This window comes from Pseudonocardia ailaonensis (assembly GCF_039531635.1).
In the GTDB taxonomy this organism is placed as follows: domain Bacteria; phylum Actinomycetota; class Actinomycetes; order Mycobacteriales; family Pseudonocardiaceae; genus Pseudonocardia; species Pseudonocardia ailaonensis.
On record NZ_BAAAQK010000004.1, the window covers coordinates 312369 to 336887 of the forward strand.

Annotated in this window: 24 protein-coding genes; 13 read left to right on the plus strand and 11 right to left on the minus strand. The window is 73.7% G+C overall.

Annotation, left to right across the window (positions count from 1 at the left end):
* Positions 1 to 41 precede the first annotated feature (41 nt).
* On the minus strand, positions 42 to 1082 hold the full coding sequence (locus ABD324_RS07920) for a sulfite exporter TauE/SafE family protein (protein WP_344414015.1): 1041 nt from the start codon (positions 1080 to 1082) through the stop codon (positions 42 to 44).
* An 82-nt stretch (positions 1083 to 1164) separates the two neighbouring features.
* Between ABD324_RS07920 and ABD324_RS07925 the strand changes: the two genes are divergently transcribed.
* Positions 1165 to 2055, plus strand: a complete 891-nt coding sequence (locus ABD324_RS07925; RefSeq protein ID WP_344414017.1) for a LysR family transcriptional regulator — start codon at positions 1165 to 1167, stop codon at positions 2053 to 2055.
* A gap of 40 nt (positions 2056 to 2095) precedes the next feature.
* Here ABD324_RS07925 and treZ read toward each other — a convergent pair whose 3' ends face one another.
* Positions 2096 to 3838 carry a malto-oligosyltrehalose trehalohydrolase gene (treZ, locus tag ABD324_RS07930; protein WP_344414019.1) on the minus strand — a complete coding sequence of 581 codons (1743 nt, stop codon included), beginning with the start codon at positions 3836 to 3838 and terminating at the stop codon, positions 2096 to 2098.
* 287 nt (positions 3839 to 4125) lie between these two features.
* A complete protein-coding gene (locus ABD324_RS07935; RefSeq protein WP_344414021.1) occupies positions 4126 to 4608 on the minus strand; it encodes a MarR family winged helix-turn-helix transcriptional regulator in 483 nt (160 codons plus the stop codon).
* 341 nt (positions 4609 to 4949) lie between these two features.
* Between ABD324_RS07935 and ABD324_RS07940 the strand changes: the two genes are divergently transcribed.
* Positions 4950 to 5324 (plus strand): hypothetical protein, encoded by a 375-nt coding sequence (locus ABD324_RS07940; protein WP_344414023.1) that lies wholly within the window; start codon positions 4950 to 4952, stop codon positions 5322 to 5324.
* Positions 5325 to 5512: 188 nt separating this feature from the next.
* On the opposite strand, the gene ABD324_RS07945 is transcribed toward ABD324_RS07940, so the two are convergent.
* From ABD324_RS07945 to ABD324_RS07955, 3 genes are all read right to left on the minus strand, one after another.
* On the minus strand, positions 5513 to 7975 hold the full coding sequence (locus ABD324_RS07945; protein ID WP_344414025.1) for a malto-oligosyltrehalose synthase: 2463 nt from the start codon (positions 7973 to 7975) through the stop codon (positions 5513 to 5515).
* The gene (gene glgX / locus ABD324_RS07950) at positions 7975 to 10125 is read right to left on the minus strand and encodes a glycogen debranching protein GlgX (RefSeq protein ID WP_344414027.1); all 2151 of its coding nucleotides are present in this window, start codon (positions 10123 to 10125) and stop codon (positions 7975 to 7977) included. The genes ABD324_RS07945 and glgX overlap by 1 nt, the downstream gene beginning before the upstream one ends.
* Before the next feature lie 81 nt (positions 10126 to 10206).
* Entirely contained in the window at positions 10207 to 10692 is a 486-nt protein-coding gene (locus ABD324_RS07955) for a PPOX class F420-dependent oxidoreductase (RefSeq protein ID WP_344414029.1), read from the minus strand.
* Between the two features lie 47 nt (positions 10693 to 10739).
* Here ABD324_RS07955 and ABD324_RS07960 point away from each other — a divergent pair, with 47 nt between their 5' ends.
* The 5 genes from ABD324_RS07960 (at position 10740) to ABD324_RS07980 (ending at position 15638) form a co-directional block, all read left to right on the plus strand.
* Positions 10740 to 11165, plus strand: coding sequence for an HIT family protein (locus ABD324_RS07960; RefSeq protein ID WP_344414031.1), 426 nt, complete (start codon positions 10740 to 10742; stop codon positions 11163 to 11165).
* The gene (locus tag ABD324_RS07965; protein ID WP_344414033.1) at positions 11162 to 11764 is read left to right on the plus strand and encodes a histidine phosphatase family protein; all 603 of its coding nucleotides are present in this window, start codon (positions 11162 to 11164) and stop codon (positions 11762 to 11764) included. Before ABD324_RS07960 ends, ABD324_RS07965 begins: the two co-directional genes overlap by 4 nt.
* Before the next feature lie 133 nt (positions 11765 to 11897).
* Positions 11898 to 13832: a 1-deoxy-D-xylulose-5-phosphate synthase gene (gene dxs / locus ABD324_RS07970; RefSeq protein WP_344414035.1), complete on the plus strand. Its 1935-nt coding sequence runs from the start codon at positions 11898 to 11900 to the stop codon at positions 13830 to 13832.
* Positions 13832 to 14497 (plus strand): response regulator transcription factor, encoded by a 666-nt coding sequence (locus ABD324_RS07975; protein ID WP_344414037.1) that lies wholly within the window; start codon positions 13832 to 13834, stop codon positions 14495 to 14497. Before dxs ends, ABD324_RS07975 begins: the two co-directional genes overlap by 1 nt.
* Before the next feature lie 10 nt (positions 14498 to 14507).
* Complete coding sequence (locus tag ABD324_RS07980) at positions 14508 to 15638, plus strand: sensor histidine kinase (protein ID WP_344414039.1); 1131 nt, start codon at positions 14508 to 14510, stop codon at positions 15636 to 15638.
* Between the two features lie 67 nt (positions 15639 to 15705).
* Here the strand turns inward: ABD324_RS07980 and ABD324_RS07985 are convergent, their stop codons facing one another.
* The 3 genes from ABD324_RS07985 to ABD324_RS07995 form a co-directional block, all read right to left on the minus strand.
* The gene (locus tag ABD324_RS07985; protein ID WP_425565754.1) at positions 15706 to 16854 is read right to left on the minus strand and encodes an HRDC domain-containing protein; all 1149 of its coding nucleotides are present in this window, start codon (positions 16852 to 16854) and stop codon (positions 15706 to 15708) included.
* Positions 16855 to 17067: 213 nt separating this feature from the next.
* Positions 17068 to 17721: a response regulator gene (locus ABD324_RS07990; protein WP_344414041.1), complete on the minus strand. Its 654-nt coding sequence runs from the start codon at positions 17719 to 17721 to the stop codon at positions 17068 to 17070.
* Positions 17722 to 18024: 303 nt separating this feature from the next.
* Positions 18025 to 18642, minus strand: a complete 618-nt coding sequence (locus ABD324_RS07995; RefSeq protein WP_344414043.1) for a DUF3000 domain-containing protein — start codon at positions 18640 to 18642, stop codon at positions 18025 to 18027.
* A 105-nt stretch (positions 18643 to 18747) separates the two neighbouring features.
* On the opposite strand from ABD324_RS07995, the gene hemE reads away from it, so the two are divergent.
* From hemE to ABD324_RS08020, 5 genes are all read left to right on the plus strand, one after another.
* On the plus strand, positions 18748 to 19806 hold the full coding sequence (hemE, locus tag ABD324_RS08000) for a uroporphyrinogen decarboxylase (RefSeq protein ID WP_344414046.1): 1059 nt from the start codon (positions 18748 to 18750) through the stop codon (positions 19804 to 19806).
* Between the two features lie 6 nt (positions 19807 to 19812).
* Positions 19813 to 21312 carry a protoporphyrinogen oxidase gene (gene hemG / locus ABD324_RS08005; protein ID WP_344414048.1) on the plus strand — a complete coding sequence of 500 codons (1500 nt, stop codon included), beginning with the start codon at positions 19813 to 19815 and terminating at the stop codon, positions 21310 to 21312.
* A 67-nt stretch (positions 21313 to 21379) separates the two neighbouring features.
* On the plus strand, positions 21380 to 22075 hold the full coding sequence (gene hemQ, locus ABD324_RS08010) for a hydrogen peroxide-dependent heme synthase (RefSeq protein WP_344414050.1): 696 nt from the start codon (positions 21380 to 21382) through the stop codon (positions 22073 to 22075).
* Between the two features lie 32 nt (positions 22076 to 22107).
* A complete protein-coding gene (locus ABD324_RS08015) occupies positions 22108 to 22353 on the plus strand; it encodes a FitA-like ribbon-helix-helix domain-containing protein (RefSeq protein WP_344414052.1) in 246 nt (81 codons plus the stop codon).
* Complete coding sequence (locus tag ABD324_RS08020) at positions 22350 to 22745, plus strand: type II toxin-antitoxin system VapC family toxin (RefSeq protein WP_344414054.1); 396 nt, start codon at positions 22350 to 22352, stop codon at positions 22743 to 22745. Before ABD324_RS08015 ends, ABD324_RS08020 begins: the two co-directional genes overlap by 4 nt.
* A gap of 3 nt (positions 22746 to 22748) precedes the next feature.
* Here the strand turns inward: ABD324_RS08020 and msrB are convergent, their stop codons facing one another.
* Together msrB and ABD324_RS08030 are read right to left on the minus strand one after the other, a co-directional pair.
* Positions 22749 to 23198, minus strand: coding sequence for a peptide-methionine (R)-S-oxide reductase MsrB (msrB, locus tag ABD324_RS08025; protein WP_344414056.1), 450 nt, complete (start codon positions 23196 to 23198; stop codon positions 22749 to 22751).
* Positions 23199 to 23275: 77 nt separating this feature from the next.
* Entirely contained in the window at positions 23276 to 23566 is a 291-nt protein-coding gene (locus tag ABD324_RS08030; RefSeq protein WP_344414058.1) for a hypothetical protein, read from the minus strand.
* A gap of 123 nt (positions 23567 to 23689) precedes the next feature.
* Here ABD324_RS08030 and ABD324_RS08035 point away from each other — a divergent pair, with 123 nt between their 5' ends.
* Positions 23690 to 24514, plus strand: coding sequence for an alpha/beta fold hydrolase (locus tag ABD324_RS08035; protein WP_344414060.1), 825 nt, complete (start codon positions 23690 to 23692; stop codon positions 24512 to 24514).
* The last annotated feature ends 5 nt before the right edge of the window (positions 24515 to 24519 follow it).

A 24519-nucleotide genomic window follows, 5' to 3' on the forward strand; every position in this document is an offset into this window, starting at 1 on the left:
AGCGACGGCGCGCAGTCGGCCCGAGCTCTTCAGTGCGCTCCTCAGACCCAGTACAGGACGGTCATCGCCACCGCGGTGACCAGGACCGTCGCGCGGAGGGCCGGTGCCGGGAGGCGCCGGCCCACCTGCGCGCCCGCGATCCCGCCCGCGATGCCGCCACCGAGCATCGCGAGCATCGGCCACGGCTCCGCCAGGACGTCCCCGGCCAGGAGGAACAGCGCTGCCGCGGTCGCGTAGACCGCGGCGGTCTGCGTGACGCGGGTGGGGTTCCCCGCCGCGGGACCGACGCCGCGGGCGACGCCCCACATGGCCAGCATGAGGATCCCGACGGCGCCGCCGAAGTACCCGCCGTAGACGGCGACGAGGGCCTGGGCGGTGAGGAACCCGGAGGCCCGCCGCGGCGGACCGGCGCGACCCGCCGCCCCGTCCACGGCCCGGCGCCCACGCTCGCCGCCTGCCGTCCGGCGTTCGCCCTCGCCGCCCGGCGCCGTGGCGTCGCCGGGCCGACCGATCTCGCCGGGTGTGGGGTCGCGGGGCCGGCGGACGCCACCGGGCAGGGTGTTGCCGGGCAGGGTGTTGCCGGGCGCGGTGTCGCTGGGCAGGGTGTCGCTGGGCAGGGTGTCGCTGGGCGCGGTGTCGCCGGGCCGGCCCACGCCACCGGGCAGCCCGCTGCCACGCGGGCCGTGACCCGCCCTCCGGGATCGCCGGGTGATCATCGCGGACGCCCGCCGCCCGACCAGCAGTACCAGCGTGGCGAAGGCGAGCAGCCAGGGCACCGCGACGGCGAACGACCGGGACGGCAGGGCCAGCAGCAGGACCGCCCCGACCGTCCCGCCGAGCAGGCTCGCCCCCGTCACGGCCGTGAGCGGGACGTCTCCGACCGGCCCGATCTCCCGCCGGTACACCCACGCCCCGGCGATCGCCCCGGGCAGCAGCGCCACGGTGGCCGACGCGTTCGCGACCACCGGCGACAGCCCGGCCGCGACGAGCGCCGGCAGGGCCACGAAGGTGCCGCCCCCGCCGACCGCGTTGAGCGCGCCCGCGGCGATGCCCGCGAGGAGCGCCAGCAGGATCCCGTTCACGTCCCCACCGTCGGTGTCCCGGCGCCGGGGCACAATGCGGAAGTCCCGCGCCCCGGGTAAGGCCACGACATAGGCTGACGGCGTGCAGTACGACTTCACCGACCTGCGCCTGTTCGTCGAGGTGGTCACCGGGGGATCGATCACCGCGGGGGCCCGGCGGACCCACCTCAGCCTGCCCTCGGCGAGCGCGCGGGTGCGGGGCCTGGAGGCGCAGGCCGGCGTGGCGTTGCTGGTGCGGGAGCGGCGCGGGGTCCGGCCGACCCCCGCGGGCGTCGCCCTGGCCCGGCACGCCCGCGAGGTCCTCGCCCACGCCGCGCGGCTCGAGGGCGCCGTGGCCGGCTACGCGCGGGCGGGTGGCGCGCCGCTGGTGCTGCTCACCGGCAGCTCCGCGATGCACGGCCTGGTGCCCGCAGCCCTCGCGACCTTCCTCCTGGAGCACCCGGACGCCGACGTCAGGGTGGCGGAGCGGCCCAGCCCGGAGACGGCCCGCGCGCTCGCCGACGGTGCCGCCGACCTGGGCATCGTGCTCGCCGACGTCGCGCGGGACACCGAGCTGGAGGGCACACCGCTGGGGGACGACTCGCTCGTCGTGATCGGGGCGGCCGGCGGGGTGCTCGCCGGGCGCACCGAGATCGACCACCGCGAGGCGGCCGAGCACCCGATGATCGGGCTGGATCCCGCGACCCCGCTCGCCGTGATGATCGCGGGCCGGGCCGGGCCGCACGCCCCGGTGCTGCGGTACCGCACGCTCGCGGCGGGACTGGGCACCGTCGTCACGCTCGCGGCGGCCGGGGTCGGGCTCGCGATCGTCCCGCGCCGGGCGGTGCCCGCCGACCTCCGCCTGGAGGTGTGCGACCTGCGGGAGCCGTGGGCGCACCGGGAGCTGATGCTCTGCGCGGGCGCGACCGCGGACCAGGCGGCCCCCGCTTTCCGCGGGCTGGTCACCGCCCTCACAGCCTCTGCGGCGACCTGATGCTCGGACCAGGCGTCCGCCTGCGAGAGCCGGCCGCTCGCTAGTCCTCCAGGACGGCGATGGCGAAGGCCTCGCCCGGCAGCGTGATCGCGGCGCCCTCGCTCGTGGTGGGCTCGCTCGCCAGCAGGATCCGCGTGACGGTCGAGCCCAGGTCGAGGCCGACCTCCTCGGGCCCCAGGTTCACCAGCACCCGCAGCCGGCCGCGGTGGATCACCAGCGTGCGGGCCTCCGGATGGACGTCGACCCCCACCTCGTCGAGCCACGGGTCCGACAGCTCCGGCCACGCCTTGCGCAGCGCGATGAGCTCCCTGTACATCGCGAGCAGCGTGGCGTGCGGCTCGTCGTCCTGCTCCGTCCAGTCCAACGTGGAGTTGTGGAAGGTGCTCTCCGCGTTGGGGTCCGGCACCTCCACGTCTCCCCAGCCGTGCTCGGCGAACTCCGCGGTGCGGCCCTTGCGCACCGCCTCGCGCAGGCCGGGGTCCGGGAAGTAGGAGAAGAACTGCCAGGGCGTCCGCGCGCCCCACTCCTCGCCCATGAACAGCATCGGCGTGAACGGCGAGGTGAACAGCAGCGCGGCCCCGCAGGCCAGGATGCCGGGGGAGAGCAGCTGGGTGAGCCGGTCGCCCTCGGCCCGGTTGCCGATCTGGTCGTGGTTCTGCAGGTACGTCACGAACCGGTGGCCGGGGATGCGCGCGGTGTCCACCGGGGCGCCGTGGGTGCGCTTGCGGAAGCTCGACCAGCTGCCCTCGTGCAGGAAGCCCCGGCGCAGCACATGGGCGAGCCCGGCGAGGTCGGCGTCGGCGAAGTCCCCGTAGTAGCCCTGGCCCTCGCCGGTGAGGACGCAGTGCAGGCTGTGGTGGATGTCGTCGCCCCACTGGGCGGTCATCCCGAGCCCGCCGCCCTCGCGGCTGGTGATCATGCGGGGGTCGTTGAGGTCCGACTCCGCGATCAGCGACAGCGGCCGCCCGACGTGCGCCTCCAGCGACTGCACCTCCACCGCGAGCTGCTCGAGGACGTGCTGGGCGCGGGTGTCCCGCAGCGCGTGCACGGCGTCGATCCGCAGACCGTCGATGTGGAAGTCCCGCAGCCACATCAGCGCGTTGTCGATCGCGAAGCGGCGCACCTCGTCCGACCACGCGCCGTCCAGGTTGAGCGACGGGCCCCAGATGTTGCTGCCGGCGAAGTACGGGCCGAAGCGGTCGAGGTAGGCGCCGGAGGGGCCCAGGTGGTTGTAGACCACGTCGAGCACCACACCGAGCCCCCGCGCGTGCGCGGCGTCGACGAAGCGCTTCAGCCCGTCCGGGCCGCCGTAGTTCTCGGTGACCGCGTACCAGCCGACGCCGTCGTAGCCCCAGTTCCGCGGCCCGTCCACGGCGTTGACCGGCAGCAGCTCCACCAGGTCGATGCCGAGCGCGACGAGATGGTCGAGCTTCTCGATCGCGGCGTCGAACGTGCCGCCGTCGGTGAAGGTGCCGATGTGGCACTCGTAGAGGACGCTCCCGGCCAGCGTGCGGCCGGTCCAGGCCTGGTCGGTCCACCAGAAGGCGTCCTGGTCGTAGCGCCGCGAGGCCGAGTGGACGCCGTTGGGCTGCCAGAGCGAGCGGGGATCGGGGAGCGGCGTCGGATCGTCGCCGACCAGGAACGCGTAGGCCGAGCCGGGCCCGTTGTCCTCGACCTCGCCCCGCCACCAGCCGCCGGCGTCCCGGCGCAGCGCGTGCGTCTCGCCGTCCACCAGCACCCGGACCCTGTCCTGGGTCGGGGCCCACACCGCGTACTCAGCCACGCGCCGATCCTGCCCGTCCCCGCCGCGACGCGCCCGGCCGGGCCGCTGTGACCTCCTCGGAGCGCCGCCGGCCGCGGGAGGGAGGTCGGGACCGCCGGCCGGTCGGGGGGCACTCATCGACCGGCGGTCCCGGCAACGAGGTACCGGTGGGGTGGGGGGTTCCCCGGTTCCAGGCACGTTGCCGTACGCAATTCTAGGAAAGTGCAACCTCTCGGTAATCGGCTGAACAGCCGCATTTCCGTCCATAAAGTCGCGCAGCCGAGAAGTACGATTTCCGAAACATTCCGCTACGGAAACGTCGACCGGTCACCGCGGAGCTCCTCGAGCTCGGCCGCGAGCGCCGGCTCGTCGGCGGCCTTGTCCTCCAGGCGCCTCGTCAGATGGTCGAGCACCACGGCCATCTCCGCAACGGTGGCCGGATCGACGTCCGCCGTGCCGTCGTCGATCTCGGCGCTGTAGGCGGCGAACAGCCGGGAGCCCAATTCCCGGCCCCGGTCGGTCAGGTCCACGAGAATGCTCCGGCGGTCCCGCGGGTTCCCGCGCCGCACCACATTGCCTGCCAGTTCCAGGCGGTCGAGCTGTGCGGTCGCGCTCGCCGGCGAGACGCCGACGCGACGGGCCAGTGCGGACGGCGTCCGCGGGCCCTCGTGCAGCAGGTGCACCAGGATGGTGGCCTCGGGGACCCCGAGGCCGAGGAGGCGGGCGGCGGTCTGCCGGTAGGCATCCGTCGCCGCGACGACGTCCTTCAGTCGTACTGCGAGCTCACTCACCGAACTCCCCTCGGTCCGTGTTCCCGTGATCATGTTTCGATCGTCGAGATTTCAGTTGGTCAAACGTCCAAGACGGCGCCGGGGTTCCCTTCGTGATGCGCGTCATGCGCACCGTGTTGCGTCATCTGGTACTGACCCGCGGATGCGGCGGGGAGCGAGCCGGATCTCCGCGGAGTCGGACGTGAGTGCGCGCCTGCCGGCCTCGGCCCCGGGCCCGCGTGAGATCGGGGCCGGACCGGGGAGCTCGCGTCCTTCTCGTGAGAACCTTGTCGACGTCGTGGACATCGTTGCGCTAACGTCGTCTCGACAAGAGACGACGAACCTGCCGATACGGTGTCTCCATGATCGAGCGCTATGTCGGCGTCCTCGGCATCGCCGAGGCGATGGAGGTGACCCGGCATGCCGTGCACAAGTGGCGCTCGCGCTACCCCTCGGACTCCGAGCATCCGTTCCCCGCTCCCGACGTGGAGATCGACGGGACGCCCGGCTGGCGGCCCGAGCGGATGGGGGAGATCGTGAGCTGGCGGGAGGGGCTGCCCGGGCGGGGCAGCGGAGGGGGCCGGCCGACCGCGGCCCGCGCCGAGTACATGCGGGCCGCGCTCGCGCACGGTCTGGACCGCGACGAGGCGACCCGGGGACTCGCGAACTTCGTCGACGAGTTCCCGCACATGACCGAGGCCGAGGTCTGCGCCTGGCTCATCGAGAAGTGGGAGTGATCATCAGGGCCGGAGTGCTGTCGACCGGGGCGTGATCACTCCCCGCGGTGCACGACGGCCGCGGGCGGCCGTCCTGCACCGCCGCGGCTGACCACCGTCATGATCGCCAAGAGTGCGGAAAGTCGGCCACCGGTGGCCGAGGATCCGCATTCTTGGTGATCACGACGGGAGGTCCTGCTGATCACCCGTCAGACGGGGCGGACGAGCAGGGCGACGGGGTAGCGGGACAGGAGGGTGTCCAGGCGGGGGGCGTTGCCCTCGACCGGGGTGTCCGTGATCATGTCGTGCCAGTCCGCCGCGCCGTCCGGGAGCGGGAGCACCGTGTCCCCCCAGCCGCCCTTCGCGGCGAGGCCCACCGGCAGCCGGGTGACGACGGCGACGAGCTTGCCCGTCCGCTGGAAGGCGACCGCGTGCTCGGCCGCCGCACCCTGGGCGGGCACCGCGCGGTAGCCGTGGAACAGCTCCGGGCGGTACCGGCGCAGCCGCGCGGCCGTGGCGGTGACCAGCAGCTTCGCCGCGCCCTCCGGGTCCACGTCCGGGAGCCAGCCCTCGTCGAGACGGGCGAGCAGGGCGTGCCGTGCCGCGAAGTCGACGGGCCTGCGGTTGTCCGGGTCGACCAGGGAGTACTCGAACAGCTCCGTGCCCTGGTAGACGTCCGGCACCCCCGGACCGGCCAGCTGCAGCAGCTTCTGGCCCAGCGAGTTCGACCATCCCGGGCCGGAGATCCGGTCCACGAACGCCTGGATCTCCGCGACCAGCTCCGGGTCGGACAGGACCTGCTCCGGCCAGGCGGCGATCGCGGCGTCCACCTCGGGCACCGCGTCCACGTGGGACGTGACGAGCTTGGCCTCCTTCGAGGCCTTGCCGAGGTAGGCGACCAGGCGGGCCCGGAAGTCCGGCAGCTCCGGCGGGACCGGCCAGGCGCCGACGAGGCACTGCCAGGCCAGCAGCTCCAGCGACCGGTCCGGCAGCGGGTACCGCGCCGACCAGTCGCGCAGGAGGTCCGTCCACTCGCGCGGGATCTCCGCGAGCACCGCGAGGCGCGCCCGGACGTCCTCGGAGCGTTTGGTGTCGTGGGTCGACAGGGTGGTCATCGTGGCCGGCCGACCGGCCTCGCGCGCGGCGAAGGCGGTGTGGAAACCGGTGGGGGACAGGCCGAACCTGCTCGGGTCGCCGCCGACCTCGTTGAGCGCGACGAACCGGTTCCAGCGGTAGAACGCCGTGTCCTCGACGCCCTTCGCCATGATCATTCCCGAGGTCTGCTGCACCCGCGTGGCCAGCAGCCCGTGCGGGTCGGCGAGCAGTGCGGCGTGCAGCGCCCCGAGGACCGGCGCCAGGTCGGGCCGGTTCGCCCGCGCCACGGACACCGCCACGTCGAGGGACTCGCGGCCCTCGGGCAGGTAGGAGCGGTACACGGGGAAGCCGCACAGGAACTCCGCCACGGCCTCCCGCAGCCGCTCCGACGAGTCCGCGCCGGCGGCCTCGGAGACCTCGGAAGCCACGGGGGCGTCGGAGCTCTCGGCTCCCTCGACGGTCTCGGCTCCCTCGGCTCCCTCGGCAGCCCCGGAAGGCCCCGCCGACGCCTCGAGCGCCGCCCTGACGCCCGGCACCCCGAGGGCGACCCCCGCGATCCGCGCCACCTCGGCCGCCAGGATCGTGTCCGCCACCTCACGGCGCCCGCGGTGCTCCGCGGCGTGCGCGGACTCCCGGACCCCCGTGTGCTCGGCGGCGAACTGCGTGAGCAGGCCCGCGCCGGACGGGTCGACGAACACGCCCTGCACGTCCGCCAGGGCCTCGTAGCCGGAGGTGCCGTCGACCGGCCAGGACGCCGGCATCTCCTCGCCGAGGTGCAGGATCTTCTCGACCAGCAGCCACCGGTCCGGCCCGATCGCCTCCCGCAGCCGTCGGACGTAGGCGCCGGGGTCGGCCAGCCCGTCCGGATGGTCCACGCGGAGGCCGACGATCTCGGGGTGCTCGGAGAGCCAGCGCAGGACCTCGCGATGGGTGTCCTCGAAGACCTCCGGGATCTCGACGCGCACCGCGGCGAGGGTGGAGACGTCGAAGAAGCGCCGGTAGGTCAGCTCGGCCGCGCCGCGCTTCCAGGACACCAGGCGGTAGTGCTGGCGCTCGTGCACCTCCTGCGGCGAGCCGTCCCCGGTGCCGGGGGCGAGCGGGAAGGCGTGCTCGTAGTAGCGGAGTTCCCCGTTCTCGATCTTCAGCTGCTCCAGGGCCCCCGCCTCGTCCGCGTCGAGGATCGGGAGCAGCAGGGGGCCGGCGGCCCAGTCGATGTCGAAGTGCCCGGCCCACCGCGAGCCCTGCCCGTGCGCCAGGACGTCCCACCACCACGGGTTGGCCCGCGGGACCTCGACGCCCACGTGGTTGGGGACGATGTCGATCAGCATCGTCATGCCCGCCTCGCGAAGGACCCGGAGCAGCAGGTCGAGGCCCTCGATCCCGCCGCGTTCGACGGAGATCCAGGTGGGGTTGACGACGTCGTACCCGTGGTTGGACCCGGCCCCCGACTCGAGCAGCGGCGACGAGTAGAGCGTGCCGATGCCGAGCTGGTCCAGGTAGGCGACGAGCTCGGCGCCCCGCTGGAAGGTCTGGTCCTTCGAGAACTGCAGCCGGTAGGTGGTGCTGGGGCGCGCCATCACACGGTCCGCTGCAGCACGAGGAGGGAGCGGGCCGGGATGGTGTGCACCGCCTGCGCCCTGGTCATCAACGGTTCCGCCGCGACCACCCCGGGCACCGTGGCCAGCGTGACCACCTCACCCGCCGCGGTGTCGACGACGATGGCCCATTCCTTGCCGTACTCGGGCCCGGGCAGGGTCACGTCGATGTCCTCCCAGTGCGCGTTGAAGGCGATGAGGAACGAGTCGTCCGTGACCCGCTCGCCGCGGGGGTCGACGTCCGCGATGCCCTCGCCGTTGAGGAAGGCGATCACGCACTTGCCGAAGCCCGAGTCCCAGTCGCCCTCGGTCATCTCGGTGCCGTCCGGGGTGAACCAGGCGATGTCCGCCAGGGAGTCCCGCCGCCGCGGGGCGATCGGTTTGCCCTGGAAGAAGCGCCGCCGGCGGAACACCGGATGCGCGTGGCGCAGCGCCGCGACGCCCGAGGTGAACCCGACCAGCCCGGCGTTCTTGCCGGCGAGCGACCAGTCCACCCACGCCGTCTCGTTGTCCTGGCAGTAGACGTTGTTGTTGCCGCTCTGGGTGCGGCCCAGCTCGTCGCCGTGCAGGAGCATCGGGACGCCCTGGGACAGCATGATCGTGGTGAGGAAGTTGCGCTGCTGGCGTTCCCGCAGCGCCACGACCGCCTCGTCGTCCGTCGGGCCCTCGACGCCGCAGTTCCAGGAGCGGTTGTGGCTCTCGCCGTCGTTCCCGTCCTCGCCGTTGGCGTCGTTGTGCTTGTCGTTGTACGACACCAGGTCCGCCAGGGTGAACCCGTCGTGCGCGGTGGCGAAGTTGATCGACGCGTAGGGGCGCCGGCCGTCGTCCTGGTAGAGGTCGCTCGACCCCGTGAGCCGGGAGGCGAACTCGCCCAGCGTGCCGGGCTCGCCGCGCCAGAAGTCCCGCACGGTGTCCCGGTACTTGCCGTTCCACTCCGTCCACAGCGGCGGGAAGTTGCCGACCTGGTAGCCGCCCGGCCCGACGTCCCAGGGCTCGGCGATCAGCTTGACCTGCGAGATCACCGGGTCCTGCTGCACGAGGTCGAAGAACACGCTCAGCCGGTCGACGTCGTAGAACTCCCGCGCCAGCGTCGACGCGAGGTCGAAGCGGAAGCCGTCGACGTGCATCTCGGTGACCCAGTAGCGCAGCGAGTCCATGATCAGCTGCAGGGTGTGCGGGTTGCGGACGTTGAGCGAGTTCCCGGTGCCCGTGTAGTCCATGTAGTAGCGCGGGTCGTCCTCGACCAGGCGGTAGTACGCGTGGTTGTCGATGCCGCGCATGGACAGCGTCGGCCCCATGTCGGAGCCCTCGGCCGTGTGGTTGTAGACGACGTCGAGGATCACCTCGATGCCCGCCTCGTGCAGGTCCCGGACCATCGCCTTGAACTCGTGCACCTGGCTGCCGGGGCGGCTGCCGCGCGTGGAGTAGGAGTGGTGCGGGGCGAGGAACGCCAGGGTGTTGTAGCCCCAGTAGTTCGACAGCCCCTTCTCCTGCAGGTGGTGGTCGTTGAGGAACTCGTGCACGGGCATGAGCTCCACGGCCGTGACCCCGAGCCGGGTGAGGTGCTCGATCATGGCCGGGTGCGCCAGGCCGGCGTAGGTGCCGCGCAGCTCCGCCGGGATCTCGGGGTGCGCGATCGTGAGGCCCCGCACGTGGGCCTCGTAGATCACGGTCTCGTGGTACGGGATCTTCGGCGGCCGGTCGGAGCCCCAGTCGAAGTAGGGGTTGACGACGACCGACTTCGGCACGAACGGCGCCGAGTCCTTGTCGTTGCGCGACAACGGGTCCCCGAACTGGTACCCGAAGACGGCCTCGTCCCACTTCACCGGCCCGTCGAGCGCCTTGGCGTACGGGTCCACCAGCAGCTTCGCGGGGTTGCAGCGCAGGCCCTGCCCCGGGTCGTACGGGCCGTGGACGCGGTAGCCGTAGCGCTGGCCCGGCTCGACCGCCGGGAGGTAGGCGTGCCAGACGAAGCCGTCGACCTCCGTGAGCGGAACCCGGGTCTCCTTGCCGCGCTGCGAGAACAGGCAGAGGTCCACCTTCTCGGCCGCCTCGGAGAACACCGCGAAGTTCGTTCCCGCGCCGTCGTAGCTCGCACCCAACGGGTACGGGTTGCCCGGCCACGGCCGCATGCTGGTCCCTACTTCCCTGCTCGCTCGATCCGCCCCGGGCTGCCGGGGCGGGAGGTCGTCACGCTACCGGGCGCGACCCCGTCAGGACTCCGCGAGACGCGCGGGGAACCCACCCGTCGCCACCGGGCTCCACCGGGTGGGTGTGATGCGGATCAACGCCTTGCCCTGGTCGACCATGGCCTGCCGGTACTCCGCCCAGTCCGGGTGCTCGCCCGAGATGCTGCGGAAGTAGTCGACCAGCGCGTCCACCGCCGGATCGTCGGCCCCGTCCCCGCCCTGGGTGAGCAGCTCGGCATCCCCGTCGACGTGGACCCACGGGCCGTTGAACTCGTCGCTGAGCACGACGACGGACGCCGTGCCGGTGCGCGCGACGTTGTGGGACTTCGCCCGCTCGGGATAGGTGGCGATCACGATGCGGCCCTGCTCGTCCACCCCCGAGGTGACCGGCGAACCCACGGGCGAGCCGTCCCTGCGGAAGGTGACGAGCACGACCTTGTGGCGGGGGCGGAGGAACTCGGTCAGCTCGGCGCGGTCGACGTCCGTGTTCGTGGCGATCGTTCGGGGCATGGCACGAACTCTAGGAGAGGCCACCGACAGTTGTAGGGTCCACGGTGATGAGCACCCTGTTCACGAAGATCATCGCGGGCGAGCTGCCCGCCCGGTTCGTCTGGTCGGACGAGCGCTGCGTCGGGTTCCTCTCGATCAACCCGCTCGGACCGGGACACACCCTCGTCGTGCCGCGCGAGGAGGTCGACCACTGGGTCGACGCCTCCCCGGACCTCATGGCGCACCTGACCTCGGTGTCGCACGGCATCGCGAAGGTCGTGCAGGAGCTGTGGAGCCCGCCGCGCGTCGCGTTCCTGATCGCCGGGTTCGAGGTGCCCCACCTGCACCTGCACGTCTACCCGGCCTGGGACATGGCGGCCTTCGACTTCGCGAACGCGGCGAAGGAGGTCGACGCGGCGGAGCAGGACGCGGTCGCGGAGCGGCTCAAGGGAGCCCTGCGCGAGGCCGGTCACGCGGAGCACGTCCCCGCGTGAGGCTCGTCCTCGTCCGCCACGGGCTGCCCGAGCGGGCCGCGGGCAGCGCCGATCCCGTCCTCGCCGATCTCGGCCGTGAGCAGGCGGAGCGAGTGGTCGGCGCGCTCGCGGGCGAGCCGGTGGACGCGATCTACGCCAGCACCCTGGCCCGAGCGCGGCAGACCGCGGCGCCGCTGGCCCGGGAGCGCGGCCTCGAGGTCCGCGCGCTCGACGCCCTGCGCGAGTACGACGCGGACGATCCCGAGTACGTCCCGATCCACCAGATGGCCCAGGAGTTCCCCGAGGTCTGGCAGCGGATGGTCGACGGGCACCTGCCGGAGCACGTGGACGTGAGCGGGTTCACAGCCCGGGTGGTGGAGGCGATCGAGGGGATCGTCGAGGCGCACCCCGGCCGTGGCTCGGCGGTCGTGTTCGCCCACGCGGGCGTGATCAACGTCTACCTGGGACACCTGCTGGGCGTCGCGAAGCCGCTGCCCTTCCCGCTGGACTACGCGGGCGTGACCAGGGTCGTCGCCCGCCGGGACGGGGTGCGCAAGCCGCGGACGGTCAACGAGATCGCCCACGTCGCCGACCTGCTGGAACCCGTTGCCCGCGCGTGACGAGTGGGTGTCGCCGACACCGGCACCGCCGGCACGCTCGTAGAGTGGGGACCGTGAGCGAGCTCGCGAGCGAACAGTCGGCACGGTGCGGGCGCGGAGCGCCGGACCGAGCGAAGCGAGGGACGGTGTGAGCGTGCAGCCGACATCCGTCCTGTCCTCGATCCGGGGCCCGGCCGATCTCAAGCGGCTCGGACCCGACGCGCTGGCCGGGCTCGCGGTGGAGATCCGGGACTTCCTGGTCAGCTCCGTCGCCCGCACCGGCGGCCACCTGGGCCCCAACCTCGGCGTGATCGAGCTGACGATCGCGCTGCACCGGGTCTTCGACTCCCCGCGGGACACGCTGATCTGGGACACCGGGCACCAGGCGTACGTCCACAAGCTGCTCACCGGCCGTCAGGAGGGGTGGGACCAGCTCAAGAAGACGGGCGGGCTGTCCGGCTACCCCTCGCGGACCGAGAGCGTGCACGACCACGTCGAGTCCTCCCACGCGTCGAGCTCGCTGAGCTGGGCGGACGGGCTCGCACGGGCCTACTCGCTGACCGGCCAGCAGCGGCACGTGGTCGCGGTGATCGGCGACGGCGCGCTCACCGGCGGCATGGCCTGGGAGGCGCTGAACAACATCGCCGCGGCCAAGGACCGCAACGTGGTCGTGGTCGTGAACGACAACGGCCGCTCCTACGCGCCGACGATCGGCGGGCTGGCGGACCGGCTGGCCACCCTGCGGCTGCAGCCCGCCTACGAGCGGCTGCTCGAGGCGGGCAAGAACACCCTGCGGACGACCCCCGTGGTCGGGCCCGCGGTCTACGCCGGGCTGCACGCGCTCAAGGCCGGCATCAAGGACGCGATCAGCCCCCAGGAGCTGTTCGCGGACCTGGGGCTCAAGTACTTCGGGCCGGTCGACGGGCACGACGTCGCCGCCATGGAGTCCGCGCTGCGCCGCGCCCGCCACTTCGGCGGCCCCGTCGTCGTCCACGCGGTGACCCGCAAGGGCAACGGCTACGCCCCGGCCGAGAACGACGAGGCCGAGCAGATGCACAGCCCGGCCGCCTTCGACCCGGCCACCGGTCTGCCGACCGGCCCCAAGACCACCGGCTGGACCAGCGTCTTCTCCGACGAGCTGGTGCAGATCGCCGCCGAGCGCCCGGAGGTCGTGGCGATCACCGCGGCGATGCTCGGGCCGACCGGGCTCGCGAAGTTCCAGAAGGCGTTCCCGGAGCGCTGCGTGGACGTCGGGATCGCCGAGCAGCACGCGCTGACCTCGGCGGCCGGCCTGTCCCGCGGCGGCATGCACCCCGTCGTCGCCGTGTACTCGACCTTCCTCAACCGGGCCTTCGACCAGCTGATGATGGACGTCGCGCTGCACCGCGAGGCCGTCACGCTGGTCCTGGACCGGGCCGGCGTGACCGGCAGCGACGGGCCGTCGCACAACGGCATGTGGGACCTGTCGATCCTCGGCGTGGTGCCGGGCATCCGGGTCGCCGCGCCGCGGGACGCCGGCAGCCTGCGCGAGGAGCTGGGGGAGGCCCTGGCGATCGACGACGGGCCCACCGCGCTGCGCTTCCCGAAGGGGCCGGTCATCGAGTCCGTGCCCGCGGTCCGGCGCACCGGCTCGGTGGACGTGCTGCGCGAGGACCCCGACCCGACGGTGCTGATGGTGTGCGTCGGGTCGTTCGGCGAGCTGGGTGTGCAGGCGGCGGAGCGGCTGGCCCGCCAGGGCGTCCCGGTCACCGTGGTGGACCCGCGCTGGGTGCTGCCGGTGCCGCGGGAGCTGATCGGGCTCGCGAAGGCGCACCGGCTCGTCGTGACGGTGGCGGACGCGGGGCGCCACGGCGGCTTCGGCTCCGCGCTGGCGGACGTGCTGCGCTCGGCCGAATGCGATGTGCCGCAACGGGACATCGCGCTGCCGCAGGAGTTCCTGGAGCACGGCAGCCGCGGCGACGTGCTGGCCGCGGTGGGGCTGACCGCGCAGGACGTGGCGCGGCGGGTCACCGAGTGGGCGTCGGCGCTGCCGGGGTGTCTGGTCACGCTCGCCGCCGATCCCGCCACCAGCGAGGCGGACCAGGCCTGATGCGCGTCCTGGTGGTGGAGGACGAGGAGCCCCTCGCCGAGGCCGTGGCTCGCGGGCTGCGGCGCGAGGGGATGGCGGTCGACGTCGCGCTCGACGGCGACAGCGGGCACGAGAAGTCCTCGTTCACCCGCTACGACGTCGTCGTGCTCGACCGGGACCTGCCCGGCATGCACGGGGACGACCTGTGCGCCGCGATCGTCGCGTCGGGGGCCACCACGCGGGTGCTCATGCTCACCGCGAGCGGCGCCCTGGAGGACAAGGTCGACGGCCTGTCCCGCGGCGCGGACGACTACCTCGCCAAACCCTTCGACTTCCCCGAGCTGGTCGCCCGGGTCCGCGCGCTGGGCCGGCGGGCCTCGCCGGCCGTGCCGCCGCTACTGGTGGCCGGGGACGTGGCCCTCGATCCGGGGAAGCGGACGGTGCTGCGGGCGGACCAGCCGGTGGAGCTGACCCGCAAGGAGTTCGGGGTCCTCGAGGTGCTGCTCGGCGCGGGCGGGGCCGTGGTGTCGAGCGAGGAGCTCCTGGAACGGGTCTGGGACGAGAACGCGGACCCGTTCACCACGACAGTGCGCGTCACCGTGATGACCCTGCGCAAGAAGCTGGGGGAGCCCGGGGTGATCGAGACCGTGGTGGGCTCCGGGTACCGGGTGCCGGCCGCCGGTTAGTCTCCCGGCCGTGCGCCGCCTGACGCTGCGCTGGCAGCTGACCCTCCTGGGGACCGCCCTGGTCGCGCTGGTCAGCGCGCTGCTGCTGTGGCTGGGCTGGCTGCTGGTGGGCAGCGTCGCGGGCTCCGTGCCCACCCTGCCGCCGGGCACGCTGGTGCGGGTCGGGGACCTGGACGTCCCGGCCGAGGCGGTCACGGCGGCGGTCCGTGGCGCCGCCCGCGCCGAGCTGCTCCGGGCCGGGCTGATCGCGTTCCCGCTGGTCGTGATCGCGGCGGGACTGGTTTCCTGGGTGCTGGTGGGTCGGGTGCTCGCGCCCCTGCACGAGATCACGCGGACCGCGCAGCGGCTGTCCGCCGAGTCCCTCGACGAGCGGCTCGGACTGCCGGACGCGCGCGGCGAGCTGGCCGAGCTCGCCGCCACCTTCGACGGGATGCTCGCCCGGCTGCAGGCCGCGTTCGAGGCGCAGCAGCGGTTCGTCGCCAACGCCAGCCACGAGCTGCGCACCCCGCTCGCCGTGCTCCGCACCGAGGTCGACGTCACCCTCTCCGATCCCGCCGCCGACGTCGCGGAGCTGCGGCGGATGGGCGAGGTCGTGCGCGACGCCACCCGCCGGGCGGACGACCTGGTCTCCGGCCTGCTGCTGCTCGCGCGGACCGAGGCCCTCGGCGAGGTGGCCCGGCGGCCCGTGGACCTGCGCGAGGCCGGCCGCCACGCGGTCCGGGTGACCGCGGCCGAGGCCGGGCGGCGGGGCCTGCGGGTGACCTGCACGGGCCCGTCCGCGCCGACCGAGGGCGATCCGGCGCTCCTGGAACGGGTGGCGGGGAACCTCGTCGAGAACGCGGTGCGGCACAACGTCGACGGCGGCTGGGTGGAGGTCTCCACCACCGTCTGCAGCACCGCCACCGGCACGGAGGCCGAGCTACGCGTCGCGTCGAGCGGGGCGGAGATCGCTCCGGACCGGGTCGGCGAGCTCTTCGAGCCCTTCCGCCGGGGCCCGGTCGCCCGCACGGGCGCAGTCCCGGGCTCGGGCCTGGGCCTGTCCATCGTCCGGGCGGTCGTCGCCGCCCACGGCGGCACGGTCTCGGCCGAACCCGTCCCGGGTGGCGGCCTGACCGTGACGGTTCGCCTCCCCACCACATGAACAGCGTTATGGAGCCACAACTGTCGTTTCGGGCCCCGAGAACGACAGTTGTGGCTCCATAATGCAGCTAGGGGTGCGCCGCCAGGGACTGTTCGAGGCCCGGGGTCGTCAGGGTGATCTGCCATTCGCGGGCGCCGCCCCGGGCCAGGAAGCCGGGCACGTCGCCGTCCGCGGGCGGGGCCCAGCACAGGCGGCGCATCAGGTCCGGCTGCAGGAGGTTCTCGACCGGGATCGACCACTGCTCGCTCAGCGCGGCGACCGCGGCGCGGGCCGCGGGGAGCCGCGCGGGGGCCGCGGGCTCCCGGTCGGCCCAGCGGGACACCGGGGGCGGCCCGTCCGTGGGCGCCGCGGCCCGCGGGAGGTCGGAGTCCGCCAGCATCTGGGACGAGTGCAGAGCCCGGAACCAGTACGACGTCAGCTTGCGCTGCGCCCGCCCGCGGAAGACCGGGAGCTGGGCCAGTGCCTGCGGCGAGGTCGGGGAGACCACGGCCGCCTCGACGATCGCGGCGTCGGGCAGCACCCGGCCGGGCGCGACGTCCCGTTCGGCGGCGAGCGTGTCCCGGGCCTCCCACAGCGCGCGCACGGCCGCGAGCGCGCGCGGCTTGCGGACCTTGTGCATGCCCGAGGTGCGCCGCCACGGGTCCACCCGCGGCGGCGGCGGGCCGGCCGTGCGGACCGCCTCGAACTCCTCGTACGCCCAGTCGAGCTTGCCCTGCTCGGCGAGCAGGTCCGCCAGGACGTCCCGGAGCTCGACGAGCACCTCGACGTCGAGCGCGGCGTAGACCAGCCAGTCCTCGGGCAGCGGGCGGCGCGACCAGTCCGCGGCGCCGTGCCCCTTCTCCAGCGACAGCCCGAGCATCCGCTCCACCAGCGGGCCCAGGCCGACCCGCGGGATGCCCGCGAGCCGGCCGGCCAGCTCGGTGTCGAACAGGCTCGCCGGGCGCAGCCCCGCCTCGGCCAGGCACGGGAGGTCCTGGGACGCGGCGTGCAGCACCCATTCCGGCCCGTCCATCGCGGCCGCGAGGGCGGAGAGGTCCCCGCCCAGTGGCACCGGGTCCACCAGGGCGGACCCGGAGCCGGCGCGGCGCAGCTGGACCAGGTAGGCGCGCTGGGAGTACCGGAAGCCCGACGCCCGTTCGGCGTCGACGGCGATCGGGCCGCTGCCGGCCTTGAGCGCCTGGACGGTGCGGTCGACCCCGGCCGCGTCGAGGACCACCTCGGGGAGGCCGTCCGCGGGTCGCAGCAGGGGGGTGGGCGCCGGGCCTTCGTCCGCGGCGCCTGGTGCGGGCGCGACGGAGGGGCCGGTCCCCGGGCGATCACGTGGATCGTCGTCCGGAGCCGGCCCTCCCCCCGGGCCGTTCGGAGTCAACTCGCGACTCCGCGAACTCGTCGCGATGTCACCGCGCGACCCCGCGCGTTCGTGCGTGTGTCAGCGGATGACCCCGGCTCTCATGGCCAGCGCGACCATCTGCGCGCGGTCCCCGGTGCCCAGCTTGCGGCCGATCCGTGACAGGTGGCTCTTCACGGTGAGGGCGGAGAGGCTCAGCGCCTCGCCGATCTCCTTGTTCGACTGCCCGTCCGCGACGAGCTGCAGCACCTCGACCTCGCGCGCCGACAGCTCGCGCGGGGTGTTGTCGGTGCCCGGCACTCTGGTGCCCGTAGCCAGTAACGGCGCCACGGTCGGGTCCGCGTAGACCCCACCGTCGAGTACCCGCTTCACGCCGTCGGTCACCACCGCCGGCGACGCGGACTTCAGCAGGTATGCCTGAGCCCCCGCCTGGAAGGCCGACCGCACGGCGTACGGGTCGTCCGAGGACGCCAGCACCACCAGCCGGTTCCAGCCGAGCTGGCGCAGCTCGGTCACGAGATCGAGCCCGCTGCCGTCCGGCAGGCCGAGATCGAGGATCGCGAGATCGCACGGCCCGTAGGCCTGCGCCCTCGCCCGCGCTTCGGCGACCGACGCCGCCTCGTGCACGGTTCCCGCGCCCATCGAGCGCAGGCGCGCCGCGATGGCCTCACGCAGGAGCGGGTGGTCGTCGACCACCAGCACCGTGAACTGCTCTTCCCGCGGATGGGGAACCATCGCGGTATGCACAGCACCAGTGGTGCCGCGCATCGGTGTGCCCTGGCCTACTACGGCCACGTCACTACCTCCCTGGAGTCGGTCGTTGCCCCCCGACCAACACCGGGACCCCGGTGGGACGGAGAGTTGCCCCCGACCGCCCGAGGAGGTGTCGTGGAGGAACTGTAGCCCCCCAAGCGGTCTAACGTCGTGTATCCGATCGAACTTCTCAGGGTGAAAGTTACAGCGATGTCGCCGCTGATGCCCCCATCCGGGTGATCCACGGAGCGTGTCCGGCCCGTGACCAGCAAGTTCATCTTTAAATCAGCTCGTTCGCTGCGCAAGCGTTCGCACCCCCACCGGCGGCAGGCCCGCGGCGGTCGCCACGAGCTCACAGAAAGCGGCGCCGTGCGGGCCGAGGTCGCCGTCCTCCGCGACCGGGGTCCAGGAGGCCCGGAGCTCCACGTCGTCGTCCCGCTCGGCGGGGGCGATGTCGCCGAACCGGACCGAGCTCGTCTGCGTGACGGTGCCGCCGAGGGTGGCGTGCCGTGCGTCACGCTCCGCGAGCGCCTCCGTGAGCCAGGACCACGCGATCACGGGGAGCATCTCGTCGCCGAGCTGCTCGCGCTCCAGCCGCGCCTGCACGAAGCAGACGAGCCGGAAGGTGCCCTCCCACGCGTCCTGCCCGGCCGGGTCGTGCAGCAGGATCAGGCGGCCCGACGTGTCCGGCTCGTCGAGGTCGTCCGTGCCGTCGCCGCGGTGGCCGATGTCGGCCTCCACGCTCACGGCCCAGCTGTAGGGGGCGAGCCGGGGCGGCGCCTCCAGGGGGCGGACCACCAGCTCGGGGCGCGGGCGGACGGCCGCCAGCGACGCCACCGCGCGGTGGAACAGAGGAGGAACCGAGTCCGGTCTGGGCGCCGGTACCGCCGTCGAGTCGGGCACGAGCGGGGACACTAGGTGGGTCCGACGGCCCGCGGGGCCAGGCGCGCCGCGCTCCGATCGGGTCGATCTGCCCACCCCGCCGTGCAGATGGGACGATGCTGTGTGATGTCTCCCGTGAGCGCACCTTCCGCCGGGGTCCGGCGGTCCCTTCCCGGGTCGCCCTTCCTCGCCGCCGCCCGCGGCGAGCGGCCGACCCGCCTTCCCGTCTGGTTCATGCGTCAGGCCGGCCGGTCGCTGCCCGAGTACCGGGCGCTGCGGGTGGGCACCGGGATGCTCCAGTCCTGTTTCACGCCGGACCTCACCTGCGAGATCACCCTGCAGCCGATCCGCCGCCACGGTGTGGATGCGGCGATCCTGTTCTCCGACATCGTCGTGCCGCTCTACGCGGCCGGGATCGGCGTCGACATCGTGCCCGGCACCGGGCCGGTCGTCGCGAACCCGGTCCGGACCCTGGCGGACGTCGAGGCGTTGCCCGAGCTGGATCCATCGCAGGTCGCCCCGGTGGTCGAGGCGATCGGGCTGCTGCTGCGCGAGCTGGGGGAGACACCGCTCATCGGGTTCGCCGGCGCCCCGTTCACGCTGGCGTCGTACCTGGTGGAGGGCGGTCCGAGCCGCAACCACGAGAAGACGAAGGCGATGATGCGCGCCGCGCCCGAGGTGTGGCACGCGCTCATGGCGAAGCTGACCGGGATCACCACGACGTTCCTGCAGGCGCAGGTCGCGGCCGGGGTGGACGCCCTGCAGCTCTTCGACTCCTGGGCGGGCGCGCTCTCCGAGCGGGACTACCGCACCTACGTCCTGCCGCACTCCACGCGGGTGCTCGGCGCGTTCGCCGGGTCGGGCCTGCCGCGGATCCATTTCGGGGTGGGCACGGCCGAGCTGCTGGGCGCGATGACCGAGGCGGGGGCGGACGTCATCGGGGTCGACTGGCGCACGCCGCTGGACGTCGGCGCCGCGCGGGCCGGTGGCGGGGTGCCGGTGCAGGGCAACCTCGATCCCGCGGTGCTGTTCGCCGACCCGGCGTCGATCGAGGCGGAGGTCCGGCGGATCGCGGCCGAGGGCGCACGGGCGCCGGGGCACGTGTTCAACCTGGGGCACGGGGTGCTGCCGGACACGGACCCGGATGTGATCACCCGCACCGTCGAGCTGGTGCACTCGCTCTGAGCGCCGATGAGTGACCCCGGGAGCCCCGCTGCGCGCCACCGGATCGCGATCGTCGGGGCCGGGATCTCGGGGCTCGCCGCGGCGCACCGGCTGCGCGTGCTCGATCCGGCCGCGGAGATCGTCGTGCTGGAGCAGCGGTCGCGGATCGGTGGGGTGCTGCACACCGTCGACCTCGCGGGCCGGCCCTTCGACGTCGGCGCGGAGGCCTTCCTCGCCCGCCGCCCCGAGGTCCCGGCGCTGCTCGCGGAGCTCGGCCTGGCGGGCGAGATCGTGCACCCCACCGGCGCCCGCCCCACGATCCGGGCGGGCGGCCGGACGGTCGGGATGCCGGCGGGCACCTTCCTGGGCGTCCCGACGACCGGCGCGCAGCTCTCCGAGGTCCTCTCCCCGTCGGCCCTGGCCGAGGTGGCCGCCGAGCCGAGCCGCTCCTTCCGCTGGGCACCGGGTGCCGACGTGGCGCTGGGCGCGATCCTGCGGGAGCGGTTCGGCGACGAGGTGGCCCAACGCCTGGTGGAGCCGCTGCTGGGCGGGGTCTACGCGGGCCGCGTGGACGCGCTCGGCCTGCGCGCCACGGTCCCCGCCCTCGCCGCGGCCCTGGACGATGGCGCGACCTCCCTGACCGCCGCCGCCACCCGGGCCGCCACCCCACCCCCCGCGAGCCGGGGCGTGGCTCCGCGCGAGTCGGGGGGTGCCGGAGCCGGTGACTCCGGCAGCCGGGCCGTCGAGTCCGGCGGGCCGCGGGTGTCCGGCCAGCCCACCGGGCCCGTGTTCGGCGCGCTCCGCGGCGGCTACTCGACCCTGCTCGCGGCCCTGCTCGGCGCGGCGAAGGCCGATCTCCGGCTCGACACCACGGTCCGCGCCCTCGAACGCCGGGACCAGGGCTGGCGGCTCGTCCTCGGCCCCACCACCGCGCCGGAGGCTCTCGACGTCGACGCCGTGGTCCTGGCGGTCCCCGCCCCGGCCGCCCGCAGGCTCCTCGAGGGATCCGCCGCAGCCACCGCTCTCGCGGGGATCGAGCTGGCCTCCTCGGTCGTCGTGGGCCTGGCCTACGAGGAGGTCGCCGGCCCCGACACCTCCGGGGTGCTGGTCGCGGCCGACGAGCCGCTCGCGATCAAGGCGGCCACCCACTCGTCCGTCAAGTGGGCGCACGTCTCCCCGGACGGGCTGCTGCGGCTCCGGGTGTCGATGGGCCGCTTCGGTGAGGCCGCCGCCCTGCAGGTCGACGACGACGAGCTGGTCGCCCGTGCCCGCCGCGACCTCGCCACGCTGCACGGCATCACGGCCGCGCCGGTCGCGGTGCACGTCCAGCGCTGGGGCGGCGGCCTGCCGCAGTACGCCCCCGGCCACCTCGACCGGATCGCGGCCCTCGAGGCCGCGGTGGCGGAGCTGCCCGGCCTGGAGGTCGTGGGCGCGGCCCTGCACGGCGTCGGCGTCCCCGCCTGCATCGCCACCGCCCACGCCGCGGCCGGCCGCCTCACGAACCCCGCGAGTCGGCACTTCCGGTAGCCCGAAACACACATCTGCGATGCCGGGGCCCGCGGGAACGAGGGCCGGGCGCGGATAGCATGAACCCATGGCACGCCTCGACTACGCCGAGCTCAACGCGACGATCCGCTACACCATGTGGTCCGTGTTCCGGGTCGAGCCCGGCCGGCTCGGTGAGGACCGGACCGCGGCCGCGACCCAGGCCGCGGAGTTCGTCGAGGCGCTCGAGGGCAAGGGCGTGGTCGTGCGGGGCGTGTACGACCTCGCGGGCGTGCGGGCCGATGCCGACTTCATGATCTGGTGGCACGCGGACAACCTCGAGGCCCTGCAGGCCGCGTACGCCGACCTGCGCCGCACCACGAGCCTCGGCCGCGCCACCGTGCCGGTGTGGAGCCAGGTCGCGCTGCACCGCCCGGCCGAGTTCAACAAGAGCCACATCCCGGCGTTCCTCGCGGGCGAGGACCCCAAGAAGTACGTCTGCGTGTACCCGTTCGTCCGCAGCCTCGACTGGTACCTGCTGCCGGACGACGAGCGCCGCAAGATGCTCGCGGACCACGGTAAGGAAGGCCGGGACTACCCGGACGTCCGCGCCAACACGGTCCCGTCGTTCGCCCTGGGCGACTACGAGTGGATCCTCGCCTTCGAGGCGGACGAGCTGCACCGGATCGTCGACCTCATGCGCCACCTGCGGGGCACCGAGGCCCGCCGGCACGTCCGCGAGGAGATCCCCTTCTACACCGGCCCGCGGGTCGAGATCGGCGACCTGGTCACCGCGCTGCCGTAGGAGTAGCGCTGATTCAGCGCTACGCTGGTTCCGTGGCCACCATTCAGATCCGCGACATCCCGGACGAGGACTACGAGACCCTGTCGGCGAGAGCGAGAGCGGCCGGACAGTCGCTCCAGGTGTACATGCGGGACCTCGTCGTCTCGTCCGCGAGGTTCGAGAGGCGGGAGACCGCCTTGTTCGCGGAGCTCGATGCCGCGCTGGCCACGGACCGGGGGACCGGAGTCACCTCCGCGGACGTCGTGACCGACCTCCATGAGCTCCGCGAGGGCAGGTGACCGGCGACGAGGTGGTCCTCGACGCGTCGGTGGTCGTCCAGATCCTCACCGAGCCCCGCCCTTCGGACATGCGGACGCGGCTCCGCGGCCTTCGGCTTCATGCCCCGCATCTCGTCGACGCCGAGGTCGGGAGTGTCCTCCGCCGCCGGGTGGCGGCGGGCGCGATCGAGGCGGGCACGGCCGAAGTCGCACTGCGTGCCCTGGGCGGCACGATCCACCGCAGGCACGACCACCGCGCCCTGGCCGGCCGTGCCTGGGCACTGCGCCACAACCTCAGCTACTACGACGCGCTGTACGTCGCGCTTGCTGCAGCGCTGGACGTTCCCCTCGTCACCAAGGATGCCCGCCTCGCCGGCGCACCGGACCTCCCGTGCGCCGTCGAGGTCGTCTGAGAGCTACTCCGCCGGCTGCAGCGTCATCGAGATCGAGTTGATGCAGTAGCGCAGGTCGGTGGGCGTGCCGTAGCCCTCACCCTCGAAAACGTGCCCGAGGTGGCTCTTGCAGGCCGCGCACACGACCTCGACCCGGCGCATCCCGAGCGAGGTGTCCACCCGCTCGATCACGGCCGCGTCCTCGGGCGCGTAGAAGGACGGCCAGCCGCAGTGCGACGGGAACTTCGTCTCGCTGCGGAACAGCTCGGCTCCGCACGCCCGGCAGTTGTAGACACCCACGGTCGTGGTGTCGGTGTACTCGCCGACGAACGGCCGCTCGGTGCCCGCCTGGCGGAGCACCTGGTACTCGGCGGGGCTCAGCTGCTCGCGCCACTCCTCGTCCGACCTGACGACGGTGGCCGCCGGCTCGGTCTCCGACGGGGCGGAACCGGACTCGCGGTGGAACAGACCCATGCGTTCACGCTAACCCTTTCCGGCAGGCACTGCTGCCGTAGGGCTCAACGCCGGCCGGGGTCCGGTTGTTTCCGCCGCTACCCGGCACCGAGCACGATCATCAGCGCGCGCCCGACCACCCACACCACACCCACGAGCAGCAGCACGACGACCAGGACGGCGGCCCAGTACCGGGCCCCCTGCGCGCGGTTGGCGGAGTCCGCGAAGTCCCGGACGCCGTCGATGTAGCCCTCGACGGTGTACGCCGGCCGGTCCCGCTGCATGCGGTCCAGGTGCTGGGCGAACGCGCGGGCCTCGGGGTCCTCCGGATCCAGGCCGAGCAGCTCGTCGTCGAAGCGACGCGCCCACCCGTGATCCGATCCGGCCATACGGGGAGCGTAAACCCGGGCGGCACCGGTGTGCGGCGTGTCGGACGGTGGCGATCCTCGCCGCCGGGGGGATGTCAGCGGCCTGACAGCCCGCTGTCAGCTCCCCGGGCCAGCCTCGGCGACATGACCACCTCGCTGCAGCACGTCACGTCCGCCGACGGCACCCGCATCGCGGTCCGCCGCGTCGGCACGGGCCGGCCGCTGGTCGTCCTGCCCGGCGCGATGAACGGGATCGACTCCTGGTCGGCCGTGGCCGCCGAGCTCGACGGGTTCGAGGTCTGGCTCGTCGCCCGGCGCGGCTACCCGCCGAGCGACGAGGGACCGGGGGAGAAGTCCTTCGCCGCGGAGACCGCGGACGTGCGGGCGCTGGTCGAGGCGGCCGACCGGGGGGACGGTGTGCACCTCGCGGGCCACTCCTACGGCGCCCTGCTCGCCCTGCACACCGCTCTCGCCGACCCGTCCCGGCTGCGCTCGCTGCTCCTCTACGAGCCGCCGGTGCTCGCGATCGGCGACCACCTCCCGCAGGCGCTGGCCGATTACCGCGCTCGCCTCGCCGCCGGTTCTCCCGAGGGGGCGATCATGGGCTTCCTCACCGAGGTCGCGGGCGTGACGCCGCAGGTGATGGCGGCCCTCCAGGAGCAGGCCGGCGAGATCGACCCCGATGACGACCTGGAGCCCGGCGAGTTCGTCACCGGTGTGCTGCACGACCTGGAGGCCCTCGCCGGCGCCTGGCCCGGTGCCGCGCACTTCGCCGACGTCGGTGTGCCCACCCTCCTGATGGCCGGGGCGGACAGCTGGGACCCCCTCCCGGCCAGCGCCGACGCCCTGGAACGGGTGCTCCCGGACGTCCGCCGCGTCACCTGGCCCGGTCAGTCCCACTTCGCGAACATGGCCGACCCGGCGCTCGTCGCCCGCACGATCCGGGATTTCGTCGGTCCCGACCGGTAGGTTCT